Annotated in this window: 21 protein-coding genes; 11 read left to right on the top strand and 10 right to left on the bottom strand. The window is 69.4% G+C overall.

Going from position 1 to position 18,195, the window contains the following annotated elements:
• Nucleotides 1–299: 299 nt before the first annotated feature.
• From ACZ470_RS19935 to ACZ470_RS19925, 3 genes are all read left to right on the top strand, one after another.
• Nucleotides 300–851, top strand: a complete 552-nt coding sequence (locus ACZ470_RS19935) for a hypothetical protein (RefSeq protein ID WP_468428836.1) — start codon at nucleotides 300–302, stop codon at nucleotides 849–851.
• Between the two features lie 281 nt (nucleotides 852–1,132).
• On the top strand, nucleotides 1,133–1,552 hold the full coding sequence (locus ACZ470_RS19930; RefSeq protein WP_073940913.1) for a hypothetical protein: 420 nt from the start codon (nucleotides 1,133–1,135) through the stop codon (nucleotides 1,550–1,552).
• Nucleotides 1,553–1,653: 101 nt separating this feature from the next.
• Nucleotides 1,654–2,601, top strand: coding sequence for a hypothetical protein (locus tag ACZ470_RS19925; protein WP_468428834.1), 948 nt, complete (start codon nucleotides 1,654–1,656; stop codon nucleotides 2,599–2,601).
• 173 nt (nucleotides 2,602–2,774) lie between these two features.
• On the opposite strand, the gene ACZ470_RS19920 is transcribed toward ACZ470_RS19925, so the two are convergent.
• Complete coding sequence (locus ACZ470_RS19920) at nucleotides 2,775–3,104, bottom strand: hypothetical protein (protein WP_468428832.1); 330 nt, start codon at nucleotides 3,102–3,104, stop codon at nucleotides 2,775–2,777.
• A 603-nt stretch (nucleotides 3,105–3,707) separates the two neighbouring features.
• On the opposite strand from ACZ470_RS19920, the gene ACZ470_RS19915 reads away from it, so the two are divergent.
• Both ACZ470_RS19915 and ACZ470_RS19910 read left to right on the top strand, forming a co-directional pair.
• The gene (locus ACZ470_RS19915; protein WP_468428831.1) at nucleotides 3,708–4,103 is read left to right on the top strand and encodes a hypothetical protein; all 396 of its coding nucleotides are present in this window, start codon (nucleotides 3,708–3,710) and stop codon (nucleotides 4,101–4,103) included.
• A gap of 443 nt (nucleotides 4,104–4,546) precedes the next feature.
• Nucleotides 4,547–4,924, top strand: coding sequence for a hypothetical protein (locus ACZ470_RS19910; RefSeq protein ID WP_468428829.1), 378 nt, complete (start codon nucleotides 4,547–4,549; stop codon nucleotides 4,922–4,924).
• A gap of 175 nt (nucleotides 4,925–5,099) precedes the next feature.
• On the opposite strand, the gene ACZ470_RS19905 is transcribed toward ACZ470_RS19910, so the two are convergent.
• The 3 genes from ACZ470_RS19905 to ACZ470_RS19895 form a co-directional block, all read right to left on the bottom strand.
• Nucleotides 5,100–5,858 carry a DUF6928 family protein gene (locus ACZ470_RS19905; RefSeq protein ID WP_468428827.1) on the bottom strand — a complete coding sequence of 253 codons (759 nt, stop codon included), beginning with the start codon at nucleotides 5,856–5,858 and terminating at the stop codon, nucleotides 5,100–5,102.
• A 79-nt stretch (nucleotides 5,859–5,937) separates the two neighbouring features.
• The gene (locus ACZ470_RS19900) at nucleotides 5,938–7,665 is read right to left on the bottom strand and encodes a PP2C family protein-serine/threonine phosphatase (RefSeq protein WP_468428825.1); all 1,728 of its coding nucleotides are present in this window, start codon (nucleotides 7,663–7,665) and stop codon (nucleotides 5,938–5,940) included.
• A 54-nt stretch (nucleotides 7,666–7,719) separates the two neighbouring features.
• A complete protein-coding gene (locus tag ACZ470_RS19895) occupies nucleotides 7,720–8,223 on the bottom strand; it encodes a suppressor of fused domain protein (RefSeq protein WP_468429203.1) in 504 nt (167 codons plus the stop codon).
• A gap of 248 nt (nucleotides 8,224–8,471) precedes the next feature.
• On the opposite strand from ACZ470_RS19895, the gene ACZ470_RS19890 reads away from it, so the two are divergent.
• Nucleotides 8,472–8,984, top strand: coding sequence for a DinB family protein (locus ACZ470_RS19890; RefSeq protein ID WP_468429201.1), 513 nt, complete (start codon nucleotides 8,472–8,474; stop codon nucleotides 8,982–8,984).
• Between the two features lie 19 nt (nucleotides 8,985–9,003).
• Here the strand turns inward: ACZ470_RS19890 and ACZ470_RS19885 are convergent, their stop codons facing one another.
• On the bottom strand, nucleotides 9,004–9,675 hold the full coding sequence (locus tag ACZ470_RS19885) for a DNA alkylation repair protein (protein WP_468428823.1): 672 nt from the start codon (nucleotides 9,673–9,675) through the stop codon (nucleotides 9,004–9,006).
• Nucleotides 9,676–9,820: 145 nt separating this feature from the next.
• Between ACZ470_RS19885 and ACZ470_RS19880 the strand changes: the two genes are divergently transcribed.
• Nucleotides 9,821–10,804, top strand: coding sequence for an alpha/beta fold hydrolase (locus ACZ470_RS19880; RefSeq protein ID WP_468428821.1), 984 nt, complete (start codon nucleotides 9,821–9,823; stop codon nucleotides 10,802–10,804).
• Between the two features lie 87 nt (nucleotides 10,805–10,891).
• Complete coding sequence (locus tag ACZ470_RS19875; RefSeq protein WP_468428820.1) at nucleotides 10,892–11,137, top strand: hypothetical protein; 246 nt, start codon at nucleotides 10,892–10,894, stop codon at nucleotides 11,135–11,137.
• On the opposite strand, the gene ACZ470_RS19870 is transcribed toward ACZ470_RS19875, so the two are convergent.
• The 3 genes from ACZ470_RS19870 to ACZ470_RS19860 are packed head-to-tail and all read right to left on the bottom strand — an operon-like array spanning nucleotide 11,080 to nucleotide 12,969.
• Nucleotides 11,080–11,940, bottom strand: a complete 861-nt coding sequence (locus ACZ470_RS19870) for a hypothetical protein (RefSeq protein ID WP_468428818.1) — start codon at nucleotides 11,938–11,940, stop codon at nucleotides 11,080–11,082. The genes ACZ470_RS19875 and ACZ470_RS19870 overlap by 58 nt on opposite strands.
• A 51-nt stretch (nucleotides 11,941–11,991) precedes the next feature.
• Nucleotides 11,992–12,489 carry an HAD domain-containing protein gene (locus ACZ470_RS19865; protein ID WP_468428816.1) on the bottom strand — a complete coding sequence of 166 codons (498 nt, stop codon included), beginning with the start codon at nucleotides 12,487–12,489 and terminating at the stop codon, nucleotides 11,992–11,994.
• A 12-nt stretch (nucleotides 12,490–12,501) separates the two neighbouring features.
• Nucleotides 12,502–12,969 (bottom strand): DUF2000 family protein, encoded by a 468-nt coding sequence (locus ACZ470_RS19860; protein WP_468428814.1) that lies wholly within the window; start codon nucleotides 12,967–12,969, stop codon nucleotides 12,502–12,504.
• On the opposite strand from ACZ470_RS19860, the gene ACZ470_RS19855 reads away from it, so the two are divergent.
• On the top strand, nucleotides 12,968–13,777 hold the full coding sequence (locus tag ACZ470_RS19855) for an AraC family transcriptional regulator (RefSeq protein ID WP_468428812.1): 810 nt from the start codon (nucleotides 12,968–12,970) through the stop codon (nucleotides 13,775–13,777). The genes ACZ470_RS19860 and ACZ470_RS19855 overlap by 2 nt on opposite strands.
• 21 nt (nucleotides 13,778–13,798) lie before the next feature.
• Here ACZ470_RS19855 and ACZ470_RS19850 read toward each other — a convergent pair whose 3' ends face one another.
• Nucleotides 13,799–14,332, bottom strand: coding sequence for a type III secretion system chaperone family protein (locus ACZ470_RS19850; protein WP_468428811.1), 534 nt, complete (start codon nucleotides 14,330–14,332; stop codon nucleotides 13,799–13,801).
• Nucleotides 14,325–15,662, bottom strand: a complete 1,338-nt coding sequence (gene mshA / locus ACZ470_RS19845) for a D-inositol-3-phosphate glycosyltransferase (protein WP_468428809.1) — start codon at nucleotides 15,660–15,662, stop codon at nucleotides 14,325–14,327. Before mshA ends, ACZ470_RS19850 begins: the two co-directional genes overlap by 8 nt.
• A 391-nt stretch (nucleotides 15,663–16,053) precedes the next feature.
• Here mshA and ACZ470_RS19840 point away from each other — a divergent pair, with 391 nt between their 5' ends.
• Both ACZ470_RS19840 and ACZ470_RS19835 read left to right on the top strand, forming a co-directional pair.
• The gene (locus ACZ470_RS19840) at nucleotides 16,054–16,845 is read left to right on the top strand and encodes a class I SAM-dependent methyltransferase (RefSeq protein WP_468428808.1); all 792 of its coding nucleotides are present in this window, start codon (nucleotides 16,054–16,056) and stop codon (nucleotides 16,843–16,845) included.
• 197 nt (nucleotides 16,846–17,042) lie between these two features.
• Nucleotides 17,043–18,131 carry a C40 family peptidase gene (locus ACZ470_RS19835; protein WP_468428806.1) on the top strand — a complete coding sequence of 363 codons (1,089 nt, stop codon included), beginning with the start codon at nucleotides 17,043–17,045 and terminating at the stop codon, nucleotides 18,129–18,131.
• The last annotated feature ends 64 nt before the right edge of the window (nucleotides 18,132–18,195 follow it).

Raw genomic sequence — 18,195 nt, 5'->3', positions numbered from 1 at the left:
CAGCGCACCAGTCCCACACGCCGTGGAGGCACCCATTGAGCTGGGCAGCGCTGCTCGGCGCTGTAGCCAGCCTAGTGACAGCACTGGGCGCGCTAATCAAGTAGCCCGGAGCAGGGGGGAACAGCAGCCTAAGAGCCCAGCTCAAGGACTTAGCAGGCCGAAGCATACCCACGTACGCGATCTCCCCAAACTGGCACTCTACGCGGAGACCGGTCACGCTCAACACGGCCCACTGACACTGCTCATCGCCTCGACAGCGGGCGACGGGTAGTGTCAGTGCCATGCCGTAGCTTCGGCCCATGGACATGGGAGACGTGCCCGCATGGGCCGCACTTGTCGTATCGGTTGGGGCTGTTGTAGTCAGCCTGAAGGCCCGCAGTGACGGAAGTCGCGCCGCTGACGCAGCAGAGAAGTCGGTCACAGAAGCGAAGCGCTCGGCCGACGCCTCAGAACAGGCAGTAGTGGAAGCACGCCGCTCCAGCGACGCCGCTGAACGGTCAGCCGCTGTCGCGGAGGAAACGCTAGCGGACCAGCGCCGTGAAGCGGCAGAGCGAAGAGCCGCTGAGGCGGAGGCGAACCGTCCACGGCCAGCACTTCGCATTGAGCATGCCAACAAAGCGATGTGGCACCTGACCAACTACGGCACGGGCCCGGCGGAGAACATCGTCTGCATCGATGACGTCGAGGCGATGATTGAGGACTGGCCCACAGGGCTATCGCTCCCACCGGGAGAGGTTCACGACTTCATGATGGTGGGGTCGATGCAAGCATCGATCCCATCGGTACTGCGGGTGAAGTGGGACGGGCAGGATGAGCCGGTTCCGCTACGCGTGCCGCCTCGGATCGGCTGACCCCAGAAGCGATCGGATAGGTCTGACATCACCATACTGAGGCAGCCGCAGCCGGATGGTCGAATTGCCGCCCAGCCCTTTTACGGCGCGTCGCCCCGTCGGGTGATCGAACTCCTGAAGCGGTGGTCAGGCGCGGCTGTTCATGGGCGTGCGGAGCCACCGGGCCAGCTCGGTGAAGTCGTAATCTGTAACAAGTACCCGACAACAACTCCAGTTGTCATCGGTAAGGTTGGCGCGACATCAGTTCCGGTTCCCGCCGGACCGATAGGAAGGCTGGCCCCGTGACGAACATCGACATGCCGGTACCGACGATCCCAGGAGCGTCCACGATCGAAGAGGCGTGGGCCAAGCTGCCGGGCTACCTCGCCGCTATCGGCGGCTACGACCTTTGGAGCGTCGAGATGCTGGTGCGCTTCGATGGAGCGCAACGGGCCGGATCGCGGATCATCGAGCGGATTGAACGACAGTTGGCCGCGAACAACGTCGGTCACCTTCCCGCCCGGCTTCCAACGGACAGTAACTGCCGAGTGCTCCTCTACAGCAGGGACCAGCCGAACCTCGGCTTCGTCCTCCGCCTGGTCCACGAACTGGCCACTCAGGATGTCGACGACAACACAAACGCGTCGGTCCACCAGTTGAAGATGCTGCTGGACGGCCACGCGCAGTTGCAGCGGTCCATCGGACGGGGCGAGGGTCGTTGAGAAGCGACAACCAGGCGCTTGAGGTAACTGAGGACCGGTCCGCTCCATCAACTCGGCTTAACCCTCGTCCTGACCTGGATTTCAGCCCGGTCCGCAACGGCATGGACTACCTGGACCGCGCGGTTGCCGGCCTCACCGAGGGAACCACGCCTCCGAGTGATCGAGAGCTGAAGTACGCCGTACTCCATCTTCAGGCGGCAACCGAGGTCCTACTCAAGGCCCGTCTCATCGGAGAACACTGGAGCCTGGTATTCAAGAGGATCACCGATGCGGACTTTGAGAAGTTCAAGGATGGCGATTTCGAGAGCTGCGGCATCGATGATGCCATTGATAGGCTCTCCAAGATCGCACGAGTCAAGATACCGGCGAAGGCTCGCCAAGCCATCACTAAGCTCGCGAAAGACCGCAATGCTCTGATGCATTACGGACTCACGGGATCCGCGTACGTCGTTGAGGCCAGAACCGCGCAGGTTCTCGACTTCCTTCTGGAATTCATCAACCGTGAGCTGCGGCCCGCGCTGGACCGTAAGTTCGAGCAGACATTCCATGAGGGTGGCTTCAAGGCGCCCGTGACGCCGCAGATGGTCAATGACTGGCTCGAATCTCCCCAGATGCTGAGCGCCCAGCGAGAACTACAGGCAGTTGACCACACGATGGCTGAGCTGCGGTTGAAGCTGGGCCGCATCGAGAAACTGGTTGACAAGCGCATGAAGGACCTGGCTGGTGAGCTAGGCCCTGTGAAGGACCTCACGGTCCATTGTCCAGATTGCCGACAAACGGCGCTGGTCGTGCACGATGACGCAGCGGACCTAGAACCGATTGTCTGCCGATTCTGCCTACGTGAATTCATCGACCCCGAGGCAGCGGCCATTGAATACATCTGGCGTGTCACTGGTGAGGACAATGGCCAGCTGGAAGAATGCCCTGTCTGCAAGAATGACTGCCTGGTGTTGGGTGTCGTCACAGTAGCAAGTAAGACCGAGGAAATCGGCCTCTGCTTCAGCTGTAGCGCGAACTTCGAGGTCCATAGTGCGACGAAGGACCAGTGATGAGCATTGACCCGGGGCCGCTTTCCGCGGACCTGGCAGACGTGAGCGTCGACGAGCAGCAACGTGGCTGAGGCCAGTGGGGGTGCAGCGAGGCATACGCGCGCATGGTCGGTCGGCGTCCCTGCCATCGTGGCGCACTGTCGTCGGCTGAGGCATCAACAAGTCTCGACTCTTCAGCAGGAAGACGTGAAGCCGGCGGACTGGTCGAGGTGGAACGCGGAGCCTGGAGGCGTCGGAGTCCAACCCTCTCGCAGGGCAATCCGAACAGCCGCGGCAACATCGGACGGCAGGACAGGCACAGCCCCACGACCGACCCAGTTACTTGAATGCGGCTGGTCGGTGGTGACCACGAGCGTCGTCCCTGGGGTATCCGCATGCTCGACCGCGAACGGGCACGGCGACCACGCCAGGCCCTGGTTGTACGTCGGCCTGCCTCGCAGCCGCCAGCGGTAGACCGTGCCGTCGACAACGATCCGTCGTGATCCCTTGCGGACCAGTGCCATGCCCCCTCCTCGACGTCAAGGATGCTAGCGAGCCCGGCCCCGCCGTCCGTCTCAGTTTCCGTCTCATTCATCGCCGTTCACGGCCGTACGGGCGAGACCGAAGGCCGGAGGCCGACCCACGACCGACCGCCGATGAACGCAGGTGAACGGTCCCGTCCGATGCCCTTGAACCCACCACCACAGTTGGAAAGAGTGCGCGGCAGCGGCACTGTCAGAGCGTGGGCTTACGGTCCGAGACACGGCAATCAGACCATCAGCACGTGGGCGAGCGTGATGGCGAAGCCTGGAGTATCAGGCAGCAGCGACGACGGCCAGGCACCCCTCGGCCAGAGCATCCTCTATCAGGCAATGCCACCGACTGCACTACACGCAAGAGGCGATAGAGCTACTATCTACCCGCTGCATGGAGGGGGATCAGTGGGAATTTTCGGGCAGCGTGAGCCTAGTCATATTTGGCACCAAACGGTTTCTAGCGAATTCAAAGAATGCTCCGAAATCGTCCATGAGCTATTGACGTCACACCACAGGCGATCCAGCATTCTGTCTCGAGCGTCTGGAATCTGGTTCCGAATTTTCGGCACCATCGAAATTTGCCTAAGCGTCGTGCTCCCACTTCTTTTCATCTACCAGGAGACACAGAACAAGACTTGGCTCCTGGCCACTGTCAGTGTGGCGATTTCTTTGTCCACAGGACTCAAGCTGTTCTGGGGCTGGCACGACGGGTGGTGGACCTATCGTACCCAAAAAGTAGCAATCCGGCGAGAGATCAGCGCATGGGAGCTGAACCTGCTACAGCTACACTTCGCGAATGCGCCAGATAAGAAGTCAAAAGCCCTAGAGGCAACCAGGGAATCCGTTTTTCGCCTGTTCGATATCCTCAACACGGAACATGAGGAACTCCTCCGTCAAATTCAACCGCCTGAGCGTGTGATCGAGACTGTCAACCAGTCCCGGCAAGCACGGGAGACGAGGAACACTCTCCAGCAGCCCCCAGCATGATGGAGTCGCCTCACCCGCTGAAGCAAGACCTTCAGGTCAGCCTCCGAGACGCGCGGCACAGCAGCAGCTTCGGCCATCCGTGGCCGCACCTCCTTCGCCACTCCAGGCATCCTGCGGCTGATCCTGACGGATCAGAAGGGCGTCCTCCAGCGCCGGAGTTGGGCCGCCGCGTGCCACAACCGTGCCAGACACAGGGGTCAGCCACGGTCAACACGGGTGCCTGGCGGGCGCGCTGAAGCTCGGTAGCTCCACCAACAGAACTGCTGTCACCGGCGAGTCGTCCCCTCCGCTCTCCTAAAGCGGTGCTTCTGTACCTCCTTCATGGCCGGGGAAGTTGGCGGACCGGTCCCTCGTCCACGCGGCGGCAGAACGAGGTGTACAAGTAGGGCAGAGGGACGGTATGAAGTGCTTCTTGATCCACATGTCCTAGAGGGGGGACGCTCATGCTCGGCAGCGGAAGGACCCTGAGGAGCTTCAAGGTCGGAGACAAGGTCACCGTCAAAGCGCCCAGCGACAGGCCCCTGTACCACCATGGGTCACACGGAACCGTCGTCACCATCGGCACCAAACGGGTCCATGTGAGGATGGACAGGGCCGCCTTTGAGAGCCACGACGGAGAGATCGCGAACTTCCTCCCCGGTGACTTGGAACCCGGGCACGTTGGAACACCCAGAAACTCCGACCGCATGAACGATGCCTTCACCGCCCTCAAGCTCGCGGCCGGCATCGATCTCGTGGCCGTGGCGATGGAAGCTGGCATTATCACTGCCGAGCAGGGCGAGCAGGTCAAGGCTGCATGGGCTAGCCACTTGCAGAGCTGACGAGTGCAGCCATGCCGCAGCCCAAGTCGCCAGAGGGAGTGTCTAACTGCGCGACAACGCAGACGAACAACGGCGGACGACCGCGGACGTCTGTGGACCGTTACACCAGGTGAGAGCCAGATCAACCCAAAGCAGCGCCCCCACCCAAGTTGCTTCGGGACGAAGAAATCATCGGCTAAAGGCCGTCGCGCTCGACCAGGGAGCCGTCAGGGCCCAGTGTGTAGAAGCGCGGCGGGTCCATGGCTTCCACGGCTCGGCGCAGCTCCGCTTCCTGCTCGGCGGGGTCGGGCCCCTGTGGGTCTCGCACCTGGAATCCGTACAGCTCGATGGCGTTCGCGTCGACGTCGTCGGGCTCGGGGCGGCCCTCCTGGATGAAGCCGCAGAGTGCCCGCAATGCGTCTTCGCCCAGTTCCAGGGGGTGGAAGGGCAGGGCGTACGGCTCTTCCTCCTCGCCGGGCCAGGGGATTATGTCCGCGGGGCGGTCGCCGGCCCAGTAGGGCAGTTCGAAGGAGAGTGGCTCGCCGATGTTCTCGATGATGCCGCTGTCCGGCGACAGGCTCAGGGAGCGGACGAGGCGCCCGTCCTCCCACACGGCGAACGCCAGCCAGTCGACGACGCTGTGCATGGCGTGCAGGACGAGCCGCCGACCGGCGCTCGCCGCCACCAGGTGTTCCGGGAGCCGGGAAGGGGCGTCGATCATCACTTGCTGATCACCGACGACCTCCACGCCCGGCCAGCTCGCCGCGTACACCGTCCCCTTCGGCGGGTAGACGCCGTGCCCGAGGTTCGAGCCCTCGTGCCGCTCGATCTCCCGGCCCGGGTAGAGCCGCCGCATCATGGTGACTGTCCTGTCGAGGTCCGCCGCCCCCACGTGCCGCAGTAGACCCGGCACATCGCCGTCCGCGTACACCAGCAATCCCGTCTTGGCTCCCAAAGCCCCTCCCCAGAGCATTACGCCCAATCGTGGGCGCACCCTAGCCGTGCGCACTGACAAGGGGGCGCGAGCAGCCGGGTCACGGGGACCAGCCGAGGCCGTGGCGTACTGCCAGTAGGGCTACGTCGTCGTCGTTGTTCGGGGGGCGGGCTCGGGTCAGGAGTTCGTCGGTGAAGGAGTCCAGGGGGCGGCGGGCCAGGGCCGCGGCGTGGTGGCTCAGGCGGTCCAGGCCCTCGTCGATGGTGTGGCCCGGGGACTCGATCAGGCCGTCGGTGTAGAGGAGCAGGGTCGCGCCGGGCGGCAGTTCCGCCGTCGCGTCGGGGCGGACCTGATTGGGGGTGACGCCCAGGAGGATCCCGTGACCGTCGGTCAGATAGCGGGCCTCCCCCTCGCGGGTGACGAGCAGGGGAGGGGGATGGCCCGCGTTGGTCCAGGACAGTTCGCACCGGCCGTCGGCGGTCTCGCTCATGCGGACGAAGACCAGCGTGGCCATGGAGACCTCGGCGATGTGCAGCGTCGCCTGGTCGAGCCATTCCACGATCTTGCTCGGCGGCTTCTGCTGGGACACGGCGTACGCCCGGAGCATGTTGCGCAGCTGGGCCATGCCGGCCGCAGCCTCCAGGTCGTGCCCAACGACGTCCCCCACGGCGAGGGCGGTGGCGCCGTCCGTCAGGGTGAAGGCGTCGTACCAGTCGCCGCCGACGTGGGAGGCGTCCGGGGCGGGCAGATAGCGGGCGGTCATGCTGCGGCCGGGCGAGCGCGGGAGCTTCGGCAGCAGATGGCGCTGCATGGTCTCGGCGACCAGACGCTGGCGCTGGTAGAGGCGGGCGTTCTCCAGGGCGAGGCTGGCGCGCCGGGCGATGTCCTCCAGCAGGGCGGTGTCGGTCGCGGTGAACCGTTCGGGCTCCTCGGCGCGGCCCAGGGTGAGGGCGCCCATCACGTCGTGCATGCTGCGGAGGGGCACCATGATGGCCGAGTGCATGCCGGTCTCCTTGAACAGGCGCCGCTGCTCCACCGCGATCCCGGAGTCGGGCGGTCCCTGATACGTCTCGGGGCCGACGTAGGCGGACGCGACGCCGCGCAGGGCGCGGGACAGGGGCATCGTGGACTCCTGCGGCACCGGCGGCATGGGCCCCTGGAGGTCCTCCCGGAACTTCACGGTGCCGGCCTCGGCGTGGGCGACGGCGAAGCGCGTGACCTCGTCCCGGTCACCGATCAGGTCGATGACGGCCCAGTCGGCGATACGGGGCACCACGAGGCTGATCAGGCGGCGCAGCGCCTCGTGGATGTCCAGGGTGGAGGTGAGCAGGGTGGTCGTCTGGGCGAGCAGGGTGAGGCGTTCCAGTTCGGAGAGCCGGCCGGCGGTCGGTGACGGCTGGTCGGGGCGCCCGGGGAACCCGGCGGAGTGGAAGAGGATGAGCGTGGCCGACGGGAGGGTACCGATGTCACAGGGCGTGGCCAGCCATCCCACCGGCAACAGCGTGCCGTCCCCGCGCTCGAACCACTCCTCCCCACCCTGCTGCGTACGCCCGCCGAGGACGCTCTCCAGCATGCGGCACTGGGCCCTCGGCACGGGTTCCCCGCAGCTGCTGCGGTGCAGCAGGTCGTGCGCGTCCCGGCCGACCAGATCACCGGCGGACCGGGCCAGGAGTTGCTCGCCGCTCGCGTTGAGGGCGACGATCAAGCCGTGCTCGTCCACCAGGTAGGCACCTGTGCCGAGCGAGTCGATAGCCCTGGCAACCGCCCCCCGTGGACCGTCCGGGCTCATCATCGCCGCCTCCCGCCACCCGAGATATCGCCTGTCCATCCGACCCGGGTTCCCCAGGAAGGACAGGTGACCCCCACGACAAGCAGGGGCATCTCAACCGGCGGCTGCCCCGGTTCCCGGACGCTCGTCGCGCCGTACGTCCCACAGCCGGGTCCCGTCGGACCGCCACCGCTTCCAGAGTTCCTCCCGGCCGCGGCCCGGGGTCTCCAGAACATCGATCTCCGGGGCGGTGAGCGGGATCAGGGACACCACGCGCAGCGGGCCGTACTCGGCCCCTGCACCCGTGGGCGCGTCCGGCCGAACCGCGCCGTCGAGGACCGAGAACCCCTCACCGGCCACGGGATCGGTGTCGAACAGCAGGCCGTGGATGCCGGTGTCCGGCACCATCGGGCGAGCCGACTGGATCCACTCACCGAACGCGACGTTCGCACCCGTCGCGATGAACCAGCGCGCCGCGACCCTCGCCAGGTGGTGCGCCTCCCGTTCCTGGCCTGTCTGCAGCATGCAGACGAACTCGACCGCCTCCATGACACCGGGCTGGAAGGGGACCCCCAGGGTCAGGGCCGAGACCAGGCCGGCGCGGTCGTCACGGTGCATGCCCACGCTGAAACCTTCGTCTCCAACGGGGGTCAGGCACGCGTATCCCGGGCCCAGACAGCGTTGCGCGTGCGCCTGGAGAGCCACGAAGTACGGGCCATCGAGTGAAGGAGGCATGCCAGGATGATCGCAAGGGATGCCCCCCCGGCGGACGCGATATTCGCTTGCGCCCCCGTTCGCCGTTCAGCATCGTGTGGCCGGTGAATGATGCGCCCGAGCGATGGAGTCAGGCCAACGTCTACCCGGACATGTGGGTGGACCCCGACAGTGATCCCCGTGAAAGCGACGGGGACCGTCCGGAGGGTGAGTTGGCGACGCTGCTGGACTTCCTCCAGGGCTACCGGCTCACCCTGCTGATGAAGTGCGAGGGGCTGGACCCGGAGCAGTTGGCGCGGCGGTCGGTGCCGCCGTCGACCATGTCGCTGCTCGGGCTGGTCCGCCATCTCGCCGAGGTGGAGCGGGACTGGCGCAATTGGCTGCGGCCGGACGACCCGGCCCCGAGGCTGTACGGGCCGCATGACGCCGACTTCGACGGAGCCGTCGCGGACCAGGCCGTGGTGGACGGCGCGTTCGCCGACCTCGCACGCGAACAGGCGGCGACCGACGCGGTGCTGGCCGGGTACCCGGATCTGGGCGCCCGGGTGGCCAGTGACGGCAGCTCCGTGCGTGAGCTGATGGTCCACGCCATCGAGGAGTACGCCCGCCACTGCGGCCACGCCGACCTGCTGCGCGAATGCGTCGACGGGCGGGTGGGGCAGTAGCACGCCCCTCTCCGAACGCTCACCCGTCGTCCCGGCGGCGCACCATCTCGGTGATCCAGGTGGGCGCGTACGGGGACGTGCAGCCCGGGGAGGTCGGGTAGTCCTTGAGCACCTCCAGGCGCTCACCGATGTCGATCGCACGGGCGCGGTACTCGGCGTGCTCGACCCCGATCTGGGCCAGGCAGTGGTTCATCGCCCACTGGAGGCGGTCGGGGGCGTCCTTCATCCCCGCCTCCACGGTGTCGAGCAGGGCGGCGAGGTCCAGGCCCCCGGGCTTCTTCGCCACGCGTTCGGTGGTCAGCGCCCAGCCGGCACTCGCGACGACCGGATCCGGATCGGCGAACCAGGCCAGGCGCAGCTCCTCGGCGTGCGGGTTCTTCTTCACCACGTAGTTCACGAGCCAGTCGTGCACCTTCGGGGTGCGCGCCTCGCGCAGCATGGTGTCCAGTTCGTCGCGCTCGAACGCCTTCGGGCGGCAGATCAGCAGGGACAGCAGCCGCGCCGCCGTGTCGCCCGTCGCCCAGAGCTCGCGCGCCAGTTCCTGCTGCGTCTTCAGCCGCTTCGCGAGCGCGCGCAGCTTGCCGAGGTTCACCCCGTGGTCGTCGCCGTGCTTCTCGTTCACCTCCCGGATCTTCGGGTCCTCGAGTGCGGCCAGTTCGGCCATCACCTGGGCCGGCGTCGGCTCGGTCATCCAGGTCTCCCGTCACTTCGGTACGGGAACAGGAGACCACGTTCGAGGGTGGGGGGATTTGCCGAGTCGGCAAATGTGCTCCGCCTTTCGGTCCGGCCCTCCGCATGATCGAGGCACGGCAGACCACCGGCCCGGAGGAGGGCGCATGTCGCAGTACGTCGCAGAGGTCACCCATCGCACGGTCCCCTCGCCGGGAGGCAGGATTCATCTCGTGGAGCAGGGCACCGGGCCGCTGGTACTGCTCGTGCACGGCTTCCCGGAGTCCTGGTACTCCTGGCGCCGTCAGCTGCCGGCACTCGCCGCGGCGGGGTACCGCGCGGTCGCCATCGACGTCCGCGGCTACGGCCGCTCGTCCAAGCCGGCCGCGACGGACGCCTACCGGATGCTCGACCTCGTGGAGGACAACGTCGCCGTGGTGCACGCCCTCGGCGAGGAGACGGCCGTGGTCGTCGGGCACGACTGGGGCGCGACCATCGCCGCGAACTCCGCACTGGTCAGGCCGGAGGTCTTCCGCGCGGTGGGGCTGCTGAGCGTGCCCTACACCCCGCGCGGCGGGCCCCGCCCCCGCGAGATCTTCGCCGGGATGGGCGGGGACGAGGAGTTCTACGTCTCGTACTTCCAGGAGCCGGGCCGCGCCGAGGCCGAGATCGAACCGGATGTACGGGGCTGGCTCGCGGGCTTCTACGCGGCCCTGTCCGCCGACACCATGCCCGCGCCCGGCGCCCCCGACCCCCACTTCGTCGGCAAGGGCGGGACACTGCGGGACCGGTTCCCGACGGGCCCCCTGCCCGCCTGGCTCAGCGACGGCGACCTCGACGCCTACGCCGGGGAGTTCGAGCGGACCGGCCTGACCGGAGCGCTCAACCGCTACCGGAACATGGACCGCGACTGGGAGGACCTCGCCCCCTTCGACGGCGCCCCCATCACCCAGCCGTCCCTGTTCGCCGGCGGCGCCCTCGACGCCTCCACGACCTGGCTGGCCGACGCGATCGAGGCCTACCCGGTCACCCTGCCGGGCCTGACCTCCTCCCACGTCCTCGACGACTGCGGCCACTGGATCCAGCAGGAGCGCCCCGACGAGGTCAACCGCCTCCTCGTCGAGTGGCTCGCCGGGCTGACCCGTTCGTGACGGCTTCGCACCCCGCCGTTGGCGGACGCTTCACCTCCGGCGGGCATCTCCGTACCCGTAGCTGTCCGTTTGTCACGGGGGGATGTCATGAAGGGACCGCGCAAGGCCGTACTCACGGCGTCGGCGCTGCTGGGCGCGTTGCTGCTCGCGGGCTGTGCGAAGCCCGACCGGACGGAGATCGTCACCTGGACCGATGCACACGGCCGGGCCTGCACGGGCGTGGCGGTGGTCGACTCCGACGACGGTGACCGCGAGGTGACCAGCATCGACTGCGACTATCCGCCGGAGGGCCGCCGGCCGGGCCGCGAGACCTCCGCCCCGCTGCCGCGCTGAGGCTCGGCGGCGGTCAGGGGCAGATACCGGCCCAGCCCGTAGGGGTACATCCACGGGCTGTGGGCGCCGGCGGCCAGGTGGTCGAGCGCGATGAGGGCGTCCGCCGCCGTCTTGCAGCGTGGGTGGCGGGTGGCGAACGCGGCGACGCGGGGGCGCTGGGTGGGGAGCCAGGCCGCGATGAGCCGGGGGTCGCCGTCGTACCACCAGGTGAAGTCGAAGTCCTCCCAGAGCAGGTCGGTCGCCCACGTGAAGGTCAGGCGGACCAGGCCGGCGTCCGCCGCGGGGCCGGGGAGGGCGGCGAGGTGGTCCAGCCAGGGCCCCAGCTCGCCCGTCGCGTGGGCGACGCCCTCCACCAGGTCCGTGACGCCTCCCGGAGGCCGGCCGTCGGTCAGGGCGATGGCCAGGAGCGCGCGGAACGCCTCCTCCACCGCGGCGCGTTCGGGCGCGGGCCAGTCGGTCAGCCGGGCGCCGTGGTCGCCCAGGTGACCGAGTTCCAGGTCCGGGTCGGCGTCCTGGCCTCCGGGTCCCCAGTGGCGCAGGGCGCGCGGCATGAGGCGGCGCCACAGGACGGGGTACTGGTCCTTGTCCCAGTGGCTCGCGGTCTCCCGCATGAAGTGGCCGAGGACGTCGTCCGGTACGGCGGCGGGGTCGCCGCCGAGCAGGACCAGCTCCGACTCGGGAGTGCAGTACGTACAGCCGAACACCGGCCGGTCGAGCGGGGGCGGCGAGGCGAAGACCCGGTCGGCCTCGGTGAGCGCGCGGCGCCACATCTCGTACGGATCGACGTCAGGGGAACGGGACACGGGCGACCTGCCACGGGGACTCCGCACGGGGGACCGGCGAAGAGCGCGACATTACCAGCCGGAGCCCGGCCGCGAGGGCGTACGCAGCCACTCCCGCAGCGCCGTGAAGTCCGCCTCCGTCAGGCCCTTCGCCGGGTCCACCCGGTGGAGCAGGGCGGGGGCCGGGTGGGCCGCCTCGACCCAGGCGCGGTCCGGCGCGCCGATCTCGTCGTCCAGCCAGATGAAGGGGCGGTGCCCGGCCCACTCCGTGAGGCGGCGGGTCTTCCAGTGAAGGCCGCGCGGCGCGGGAGGGTCGTCGTCCGGCCAGGACACCACCGGCAGTCGCGGCAGGCCGAGGCGCGGGGCGATCGTGTCGTTCGCCTCCTGCTGCCAGGTCGTCGCCCAGACCGGTTCGCAGGGCAGGGCGAGCAGACGGGCGCCCACCGTCGGGTCGAGGCGGCCCAGCAGGGGGTTCCCGTCGCCCATGACGGGCCCCGGCGCGGCCCCGCCGAAGGGGATCAGTGGGCCGTCCACGTCCAGGAACAGGACGGGGCGGCCGGGCGCGGTCATGCCGCCAGCGTCTCACGGGTGCATGACGGCCCCCTTCAGAACCTTGTCCACCGCGTTCTTCGGACCGTGGACCGAGAGGCCTACCAGGTCCAGGTCCGTGGTGCCGACGGCCCGCACCGCCGCGCGGTTCGCCTCGTCGTGGCCCGTCGCGAACAGGTCCGACGTGAAGACCGCGCGCGGGAGGGCCCGGGTCAGCGCTCGCGCGTGTGCCGCCTTCAGCACCTCCTTCGTGCCCTGGAAGACCAGGACCGGCTGCCGGAACATCGGCAGGTAGGGCACCTGGTCCGCGTCCTCGTACGGTTCCCCGATCACTTCGGGGATCTGGGTGCCCAGTCCGCTGACCAGGAACGCGGTGACGTTGAGACGCTGCCAGGGCTCCAGGTCCTCGCGCAGCAGGACGGCGATCTTCGTGTCGAAGCGAGTGCTCATGCACCGAGACTGCCGATCGGGGTCGGCCCGCGTCTTGTACGTTGTTTGCATGGCCGCAGAGCGCCCCGAGCGGGCCGTTTCCGCCTGGCGGCCCCGTGTCCCGGGCGTCGTCGAGGTGTTCCACGCCCGCTTCACCGAGTACGCCTACCCGATGCACGTCCACGACGCCTGGACCCTGCTGATCGTCGACGACGGGGCCGTACGGTACGACCTCGACCGTCACGAGCACGGCACCCCGCACGACACCGTGTCATTGCTGCCGCCGCACGTCCCCCACAACGGTGCCCCCGCCACCCCCGACGGCTTCCGCAAACGCGTGCTCTACCTCGATGCCAGCCGTCTCGGGGACGATCTCATCGGGGCCGCCGTCGACCGGCCCGACCTGCGCGATCCCCTGCTGCGGCGGCGCGTGGGACAGGTGCACTCCGCGCTCGTACGGCCCGGTGACGAGCTGGAGGCCGAGAGCAGGCTGACGCTCGTCGGGGAGCGGCTGCGCGAGCATCTGCGGTCCCGGGAGGCCGTGGACCGCGCGCGACGGAATCCCGTACTCGCGCGGCGGCTGCGGGAGTTGCTCGACGAGCGGGTCGTCGCGGGGGTCACCCTGGCGGAGGCCGGCGGGACGCTGTCGGCCCATCCGGCGCATCTGGTACGGGCGTTCAGCGAGGCGTACGGCATCGCGCCGCACCAGTACCTGATGTCCCGCCGGGTCGGCCGTGCCCGGGGGCTGCTCCTGGAGGGGCGGTCGCCGAGCGAGGTCGCCGTGGCCACCGGGTTCTACGACCAGGCGCATCTGACCCGGCACTTCCGGAAACTGGTGGGCGTCACGCCCGGCCGGTACGCGAGGAGCGGCCGGATGTGACGCCGGGACGCACCGCGAACGTCACCGGCCCGGCGCGTCGGCGGGGTTCCGGTCCTTCGACGGGCGTTCCAGCAGGTGGGTGAACGCGTCCAGGTTGCGGGTGGACTCGCCGCGCGACACCCGCCACTCGTACTCCTTGCGGATCGCGGAGGCGAAGCCGAGTTCCAGCAGCGTGTTGAAGCTGCCGTCGGCGGCCTCCAGGACCTGCCCGAGGAGGCGGTCGATCTCCTCGGCGGTGACGGCGGAGAGCGGGAGGCGGCCGGTGACGTAGATGTCGCCGAGCGGGTCGACGGCGTAACTCACGCCGAAGAGCTTCAGGTTGCGCTCCAGGAGCCAGCGGTGGACGGCGCCCTCGTTCTCGTCGGGGTGCCGGATGACGAAGGCGTTCAGGGAGAGCGTGTGCCGGCCGGCGATCAGGGACACGGTCGTGGAGAGCTTGCGGGTGCCGGGGAGCTTCACCACGTACGAGCCGGGCGCGGGGCTCTCCCATTCCAGCTCGGCGTCCGTCAGGACGCCCTCGATGACCTTCGTCGCCTCCGCCGCCTTGTCAGCCATGGTGCGAGCGTACGTGACGGCGGTGGGCCTGGGTCGCGGCCGTGTAGACGTCGGCCGTGGCGGCGGCCGCGGTGTCCCAGCCGAAGGACTGGGCGTGCCGGGCGGCGGCCTCGCCCATGCGGTCGGCGAGGTGCGGGTGGTCGGCGAAGTCGCGCAGCACGCGCGCGTAGGCGGCGGGATCGTGGCCCTGGACGAGGAAGCCGGTGTCGCCGTCCCGCACCGCCACCGGGAGGCCGCCGACCGCCGCCGCGAGCACCGGGGTGCCGGCGGCCTGCGCCTCGATGGCGACCAGTCCGAAGGACTCGCTGTAGGAGGGCATGACGAGCACGGACGCCGCGCGGAACCAGTCCGCGAGCTGCTCCTGCCCGACGGGCGGCCGGAACCGTACGACGTCGGCGATGCCGAGCCGCGCGGCGAGCTTCTGGAGCCCCTCCGGCTTGGCGAGGCCGCTGCCGCTGGGGCCGCCGACCACGGGGACGCAGATCCGTGAGCGCAGCTCGGGACGCTCGCCGAGGAGGGCGGCCACCGCGCGCAGGAGCACGTCGGGGGCCTTGAGGGGCTGGATGCGGCCCGCGAAGAGCGGGATCAGGGCGTCCTGGGGCAGGCCGAGGCGGGCGCGGGCGGCGGCGCGGCCGTCGGCGGGGCGGAAGCGGGCCAGGTTCACGCCGGGGTGGACGACGGCGACCTTGCCGGGGTCGGCCGCGTAGTGCCGTACGAGTTCGTCGGCCTCCTCGGCGGTGTTGGCGATCAGCCGGTCGGCGGCGGCGACGATCTGGGTCTCGCCGATGACGCGCGCGGCGGGCTCGGGGGTGTCGCCGTCGGCCAGGTTGGCGTTCTTGACCTTGGCCATGGTGTGCATGGCGTGCACCAGGGGCACGCCCCAGCGCTGGGCGGCGAGCCAGCCGACGTGGCCGGAGAGCCAGTAGTGGGAGTGGACCAGGTCGTAGTGGCCGGGGCGGTGGCCGGCCCAGGCCTGCATCACACCGTGGGTGAAGGCGCACAGCTGGGCGGGCAGGTCCTCCTTGGCGAGGCCCTCGTAGGGGCCGGCGTCGACGTGCCGGACGAGGACGCCGGGGGCGAGTTCGACGGTGGGCGGGAGGGCGGCGGTGGTCGCGCGGGTGAAGATCTCGACCTCGATGTTGATCGCGGCGAGGCGCTGCGCGAGTTCCACGATGTAGACGTTCATGCCGCCGGCGTCGCCAGTGCCCGGCTGGTGGAGCGGGGAGGTGTGCACGGAGAGCATCGCCACGCGGCGGGGCCTGCGGTGCAGGCGCAGCCGCGCGGTTGCGGCGGGGGAACGCCGGCCGAGCCTCGCGATGTACTGGCTCACGTGGCGTTCCTCCTCGCTGCGGGCATGGCTGTCGGAGGGTGTCGGGCCCTCTGTGGTGGCAACACCGGAAGATTGCGTTCCCATTTCCGGACGGGGTCTCCGGTTCGGGCATTTTGCCGAATCATTACTGAGCTTCGCTCAACCGTTCGAGGCGGGGGTGCGTCACCTACGTCGGCGGCCGGGGGTGTGGGGGCTGAGTGGGGGGTGTTGCGCAGCCCGGCGTTTGCGGGGTGCCTCCCCCACTCTCGACTTCGCTCGAGCGGGGGGACCCCCATCGCCCACCCGTGCCGCCCCAGCGGCACGACTGCCCGCAGACTGGCGGGTCCCCCGCATACTCGTCCCTATGACCGTTCGCGCCGCATCGCTTTCTCCTGCTCGGAGGAGCCCCGTCGTGGGCACGGTGACGCGGGGGACCACCAATCCCAATCGGCTGCGGCGCATGGACCGCTGGATCGCCGCCACGCACGGCGCCGAACTGCGTCGCGCGGCCGACCCCGTCGCCGTCGACCTCGGCTACGGCGCGGCCCCCTGGACGGCGGTCGAACTGCTGCACAGGCTGCGCACCGTGGCGCCCCGCGCACACGTGACCGGCGTCGAGATCGAACCCGCCCGGGTCGCCGCGGCACGGCCGTACGAGCGGGAGGGCCTGGCCTTCCGGCACGGCGGCTTCGAGCTCCCGGTCACCGGGCGGCCGGTGCTGGTCCGCGCGGCGAACGTGCTGCGCCAGTACGACGAGGCCGAGGTGGCCGCCGTGTGGCGGCGGCTGTGCGCGCGGCTCGCCCCCGCCGACCCGGCGACGGGCTCGCGCGGCGGCCTGCTGGTCGAGGGGACCTGCGACGAGATCGGACGCCGGCACGTGTGGGTCGCCCTCGGACCGGAGGGCCCGCGCACCGTCACCTTCGCGACCCGGCTCGGCTCCCTGGAGCGCCCCTCCGACCTGGCGGAACGCCTGCCGAAGGCGCTCATCCACCGCAATGTCCCCGGCGAGCCGGTGCACGCCTTCCTGCGGGACTTCGACCGCGCCTGGGCGGCCGCCGCGCCCTACGCCTCGTACGGCGCGCGGCAGCGCTGGATCCGGACCGTGCGGGAGCTCACGGCGGACTGGCCGGTGACGGACGGGCCGGGGCGGTGGCGGCAGGGGGAAGTCACGCTGCGGTGGGAGGCGTTGGCGCCGAGAGGGTGACAACACACCCCGCTCCTCGGACCGGCGGGAACGATGTCCGTGAGTCGTTCGTCACACTGGCGGGATGATCGCCGTACCGGAGAATGCCGGGGAGGGGGAGACGGGAAGTACTCCCTCTGTCGTTTCGCGCGTCGGCATGGCAGCATCCCCCGGGCGACCGAATGTTACTGACGGTTAATCAAGCGGGGGTGTGTGTCATGGGGACGGGCAAGCGTGGATTGCTGACGGCGGCCGTGACCGTGGTCTGCGCGGTCACCGTGCTGGCGTTGCCCGGCACGGCGTTCGCGGCCCCCACTCCCCCGCCGCCCCCCGGCCCGAGCGCGAGCGTCACCCTGCCGGCCGACGAGCACCTCGAGGTGGTGCGCGAGAAGCTCGACAAGCTCTACCGCGCGGCCGCCGTCGCCACCGACCAGTACAACGCGGCCGAGGAGAAGGCACGGCAGCAGTCCGCCGAGATCGTCCGGCTGGCGAAGAAGATCGTCAAGGGCCAGGAGAAGCTGGACGAGTTGAAGGCCCGCGCGGGCGCCGCGGCCGCCGCCCAGTACCGCGGCGGCGGACTGCCGCCCGAGGCCCATCTGATGCTGAGCGACGATCCGCAGGAGTTCCTCGACGGCGCGGGCCGGGTGCGCCAGGGCCAGCACGCGACCAAGGGCCTGCTCGCGGAACTGACCCGCACCCAGCAGGACTTGGAGCAGTACGCGCGGGACGCCGAGTCGCAGTGGGAGAAGCTGGAGGCCGGCCGCAAGGCCAAGGCCAAGGCGCAGAAGAAGATCGAGCAGCAGATCAAGGCGGCGGAGAAGGTCGAGTCCGAGCTGGAGAAGGAGGAGAAGGAGCGCCTGGCCCTGCTGGAGCAGCAGGCCGCCGACAAGGCGCAGGCCTCGTGGCTGAGCTCCGGCATCCTCGACGAAATCCGCGGAAAGGCGACGGAGAAGGGCAAGAAGGCCGTCGCGTACGCCACCGCGCAAATCGGGAAGCCGTACCAGTGGGGCGCCGAGGGGCCGAAGACGTACGACTGCTCGGGGCTGACCTCGCAGGCCTGGATCTCGGCGGGACAGGGCGTCCCGCGCACCTCGCAGGCCCAGTGGAAGCAGCTGAAGCGCGTCGACATCGAGGACATGCGGCCCGGTGACCTCATCATCTACTTCGACGACGCCAGCCATGTGGGGATGTACATCGGGGACGGCTCCATGGTGCACGCCCCGCGTCCGGGCCGGACGGTGACGATCGCGGGCGCGGGATCGATGCCGATCCTCGGGGTGGTACGCCCCGACGCACCCGCGAATTGAGCGGGTTCGCACCCTCCGGTACGAGCGCTCAACTCCCCGGTGACATGCGCCACGTGACCCAGCG

Source organism: Streptomyces sp. NPDC031111, from assembly GCF_055570675.1.
The sequence above is the reverse complement of the archived record's forward strand: the minus strand, read 5'-3'. Positions and strand labels throughout refer to the sequence as shown.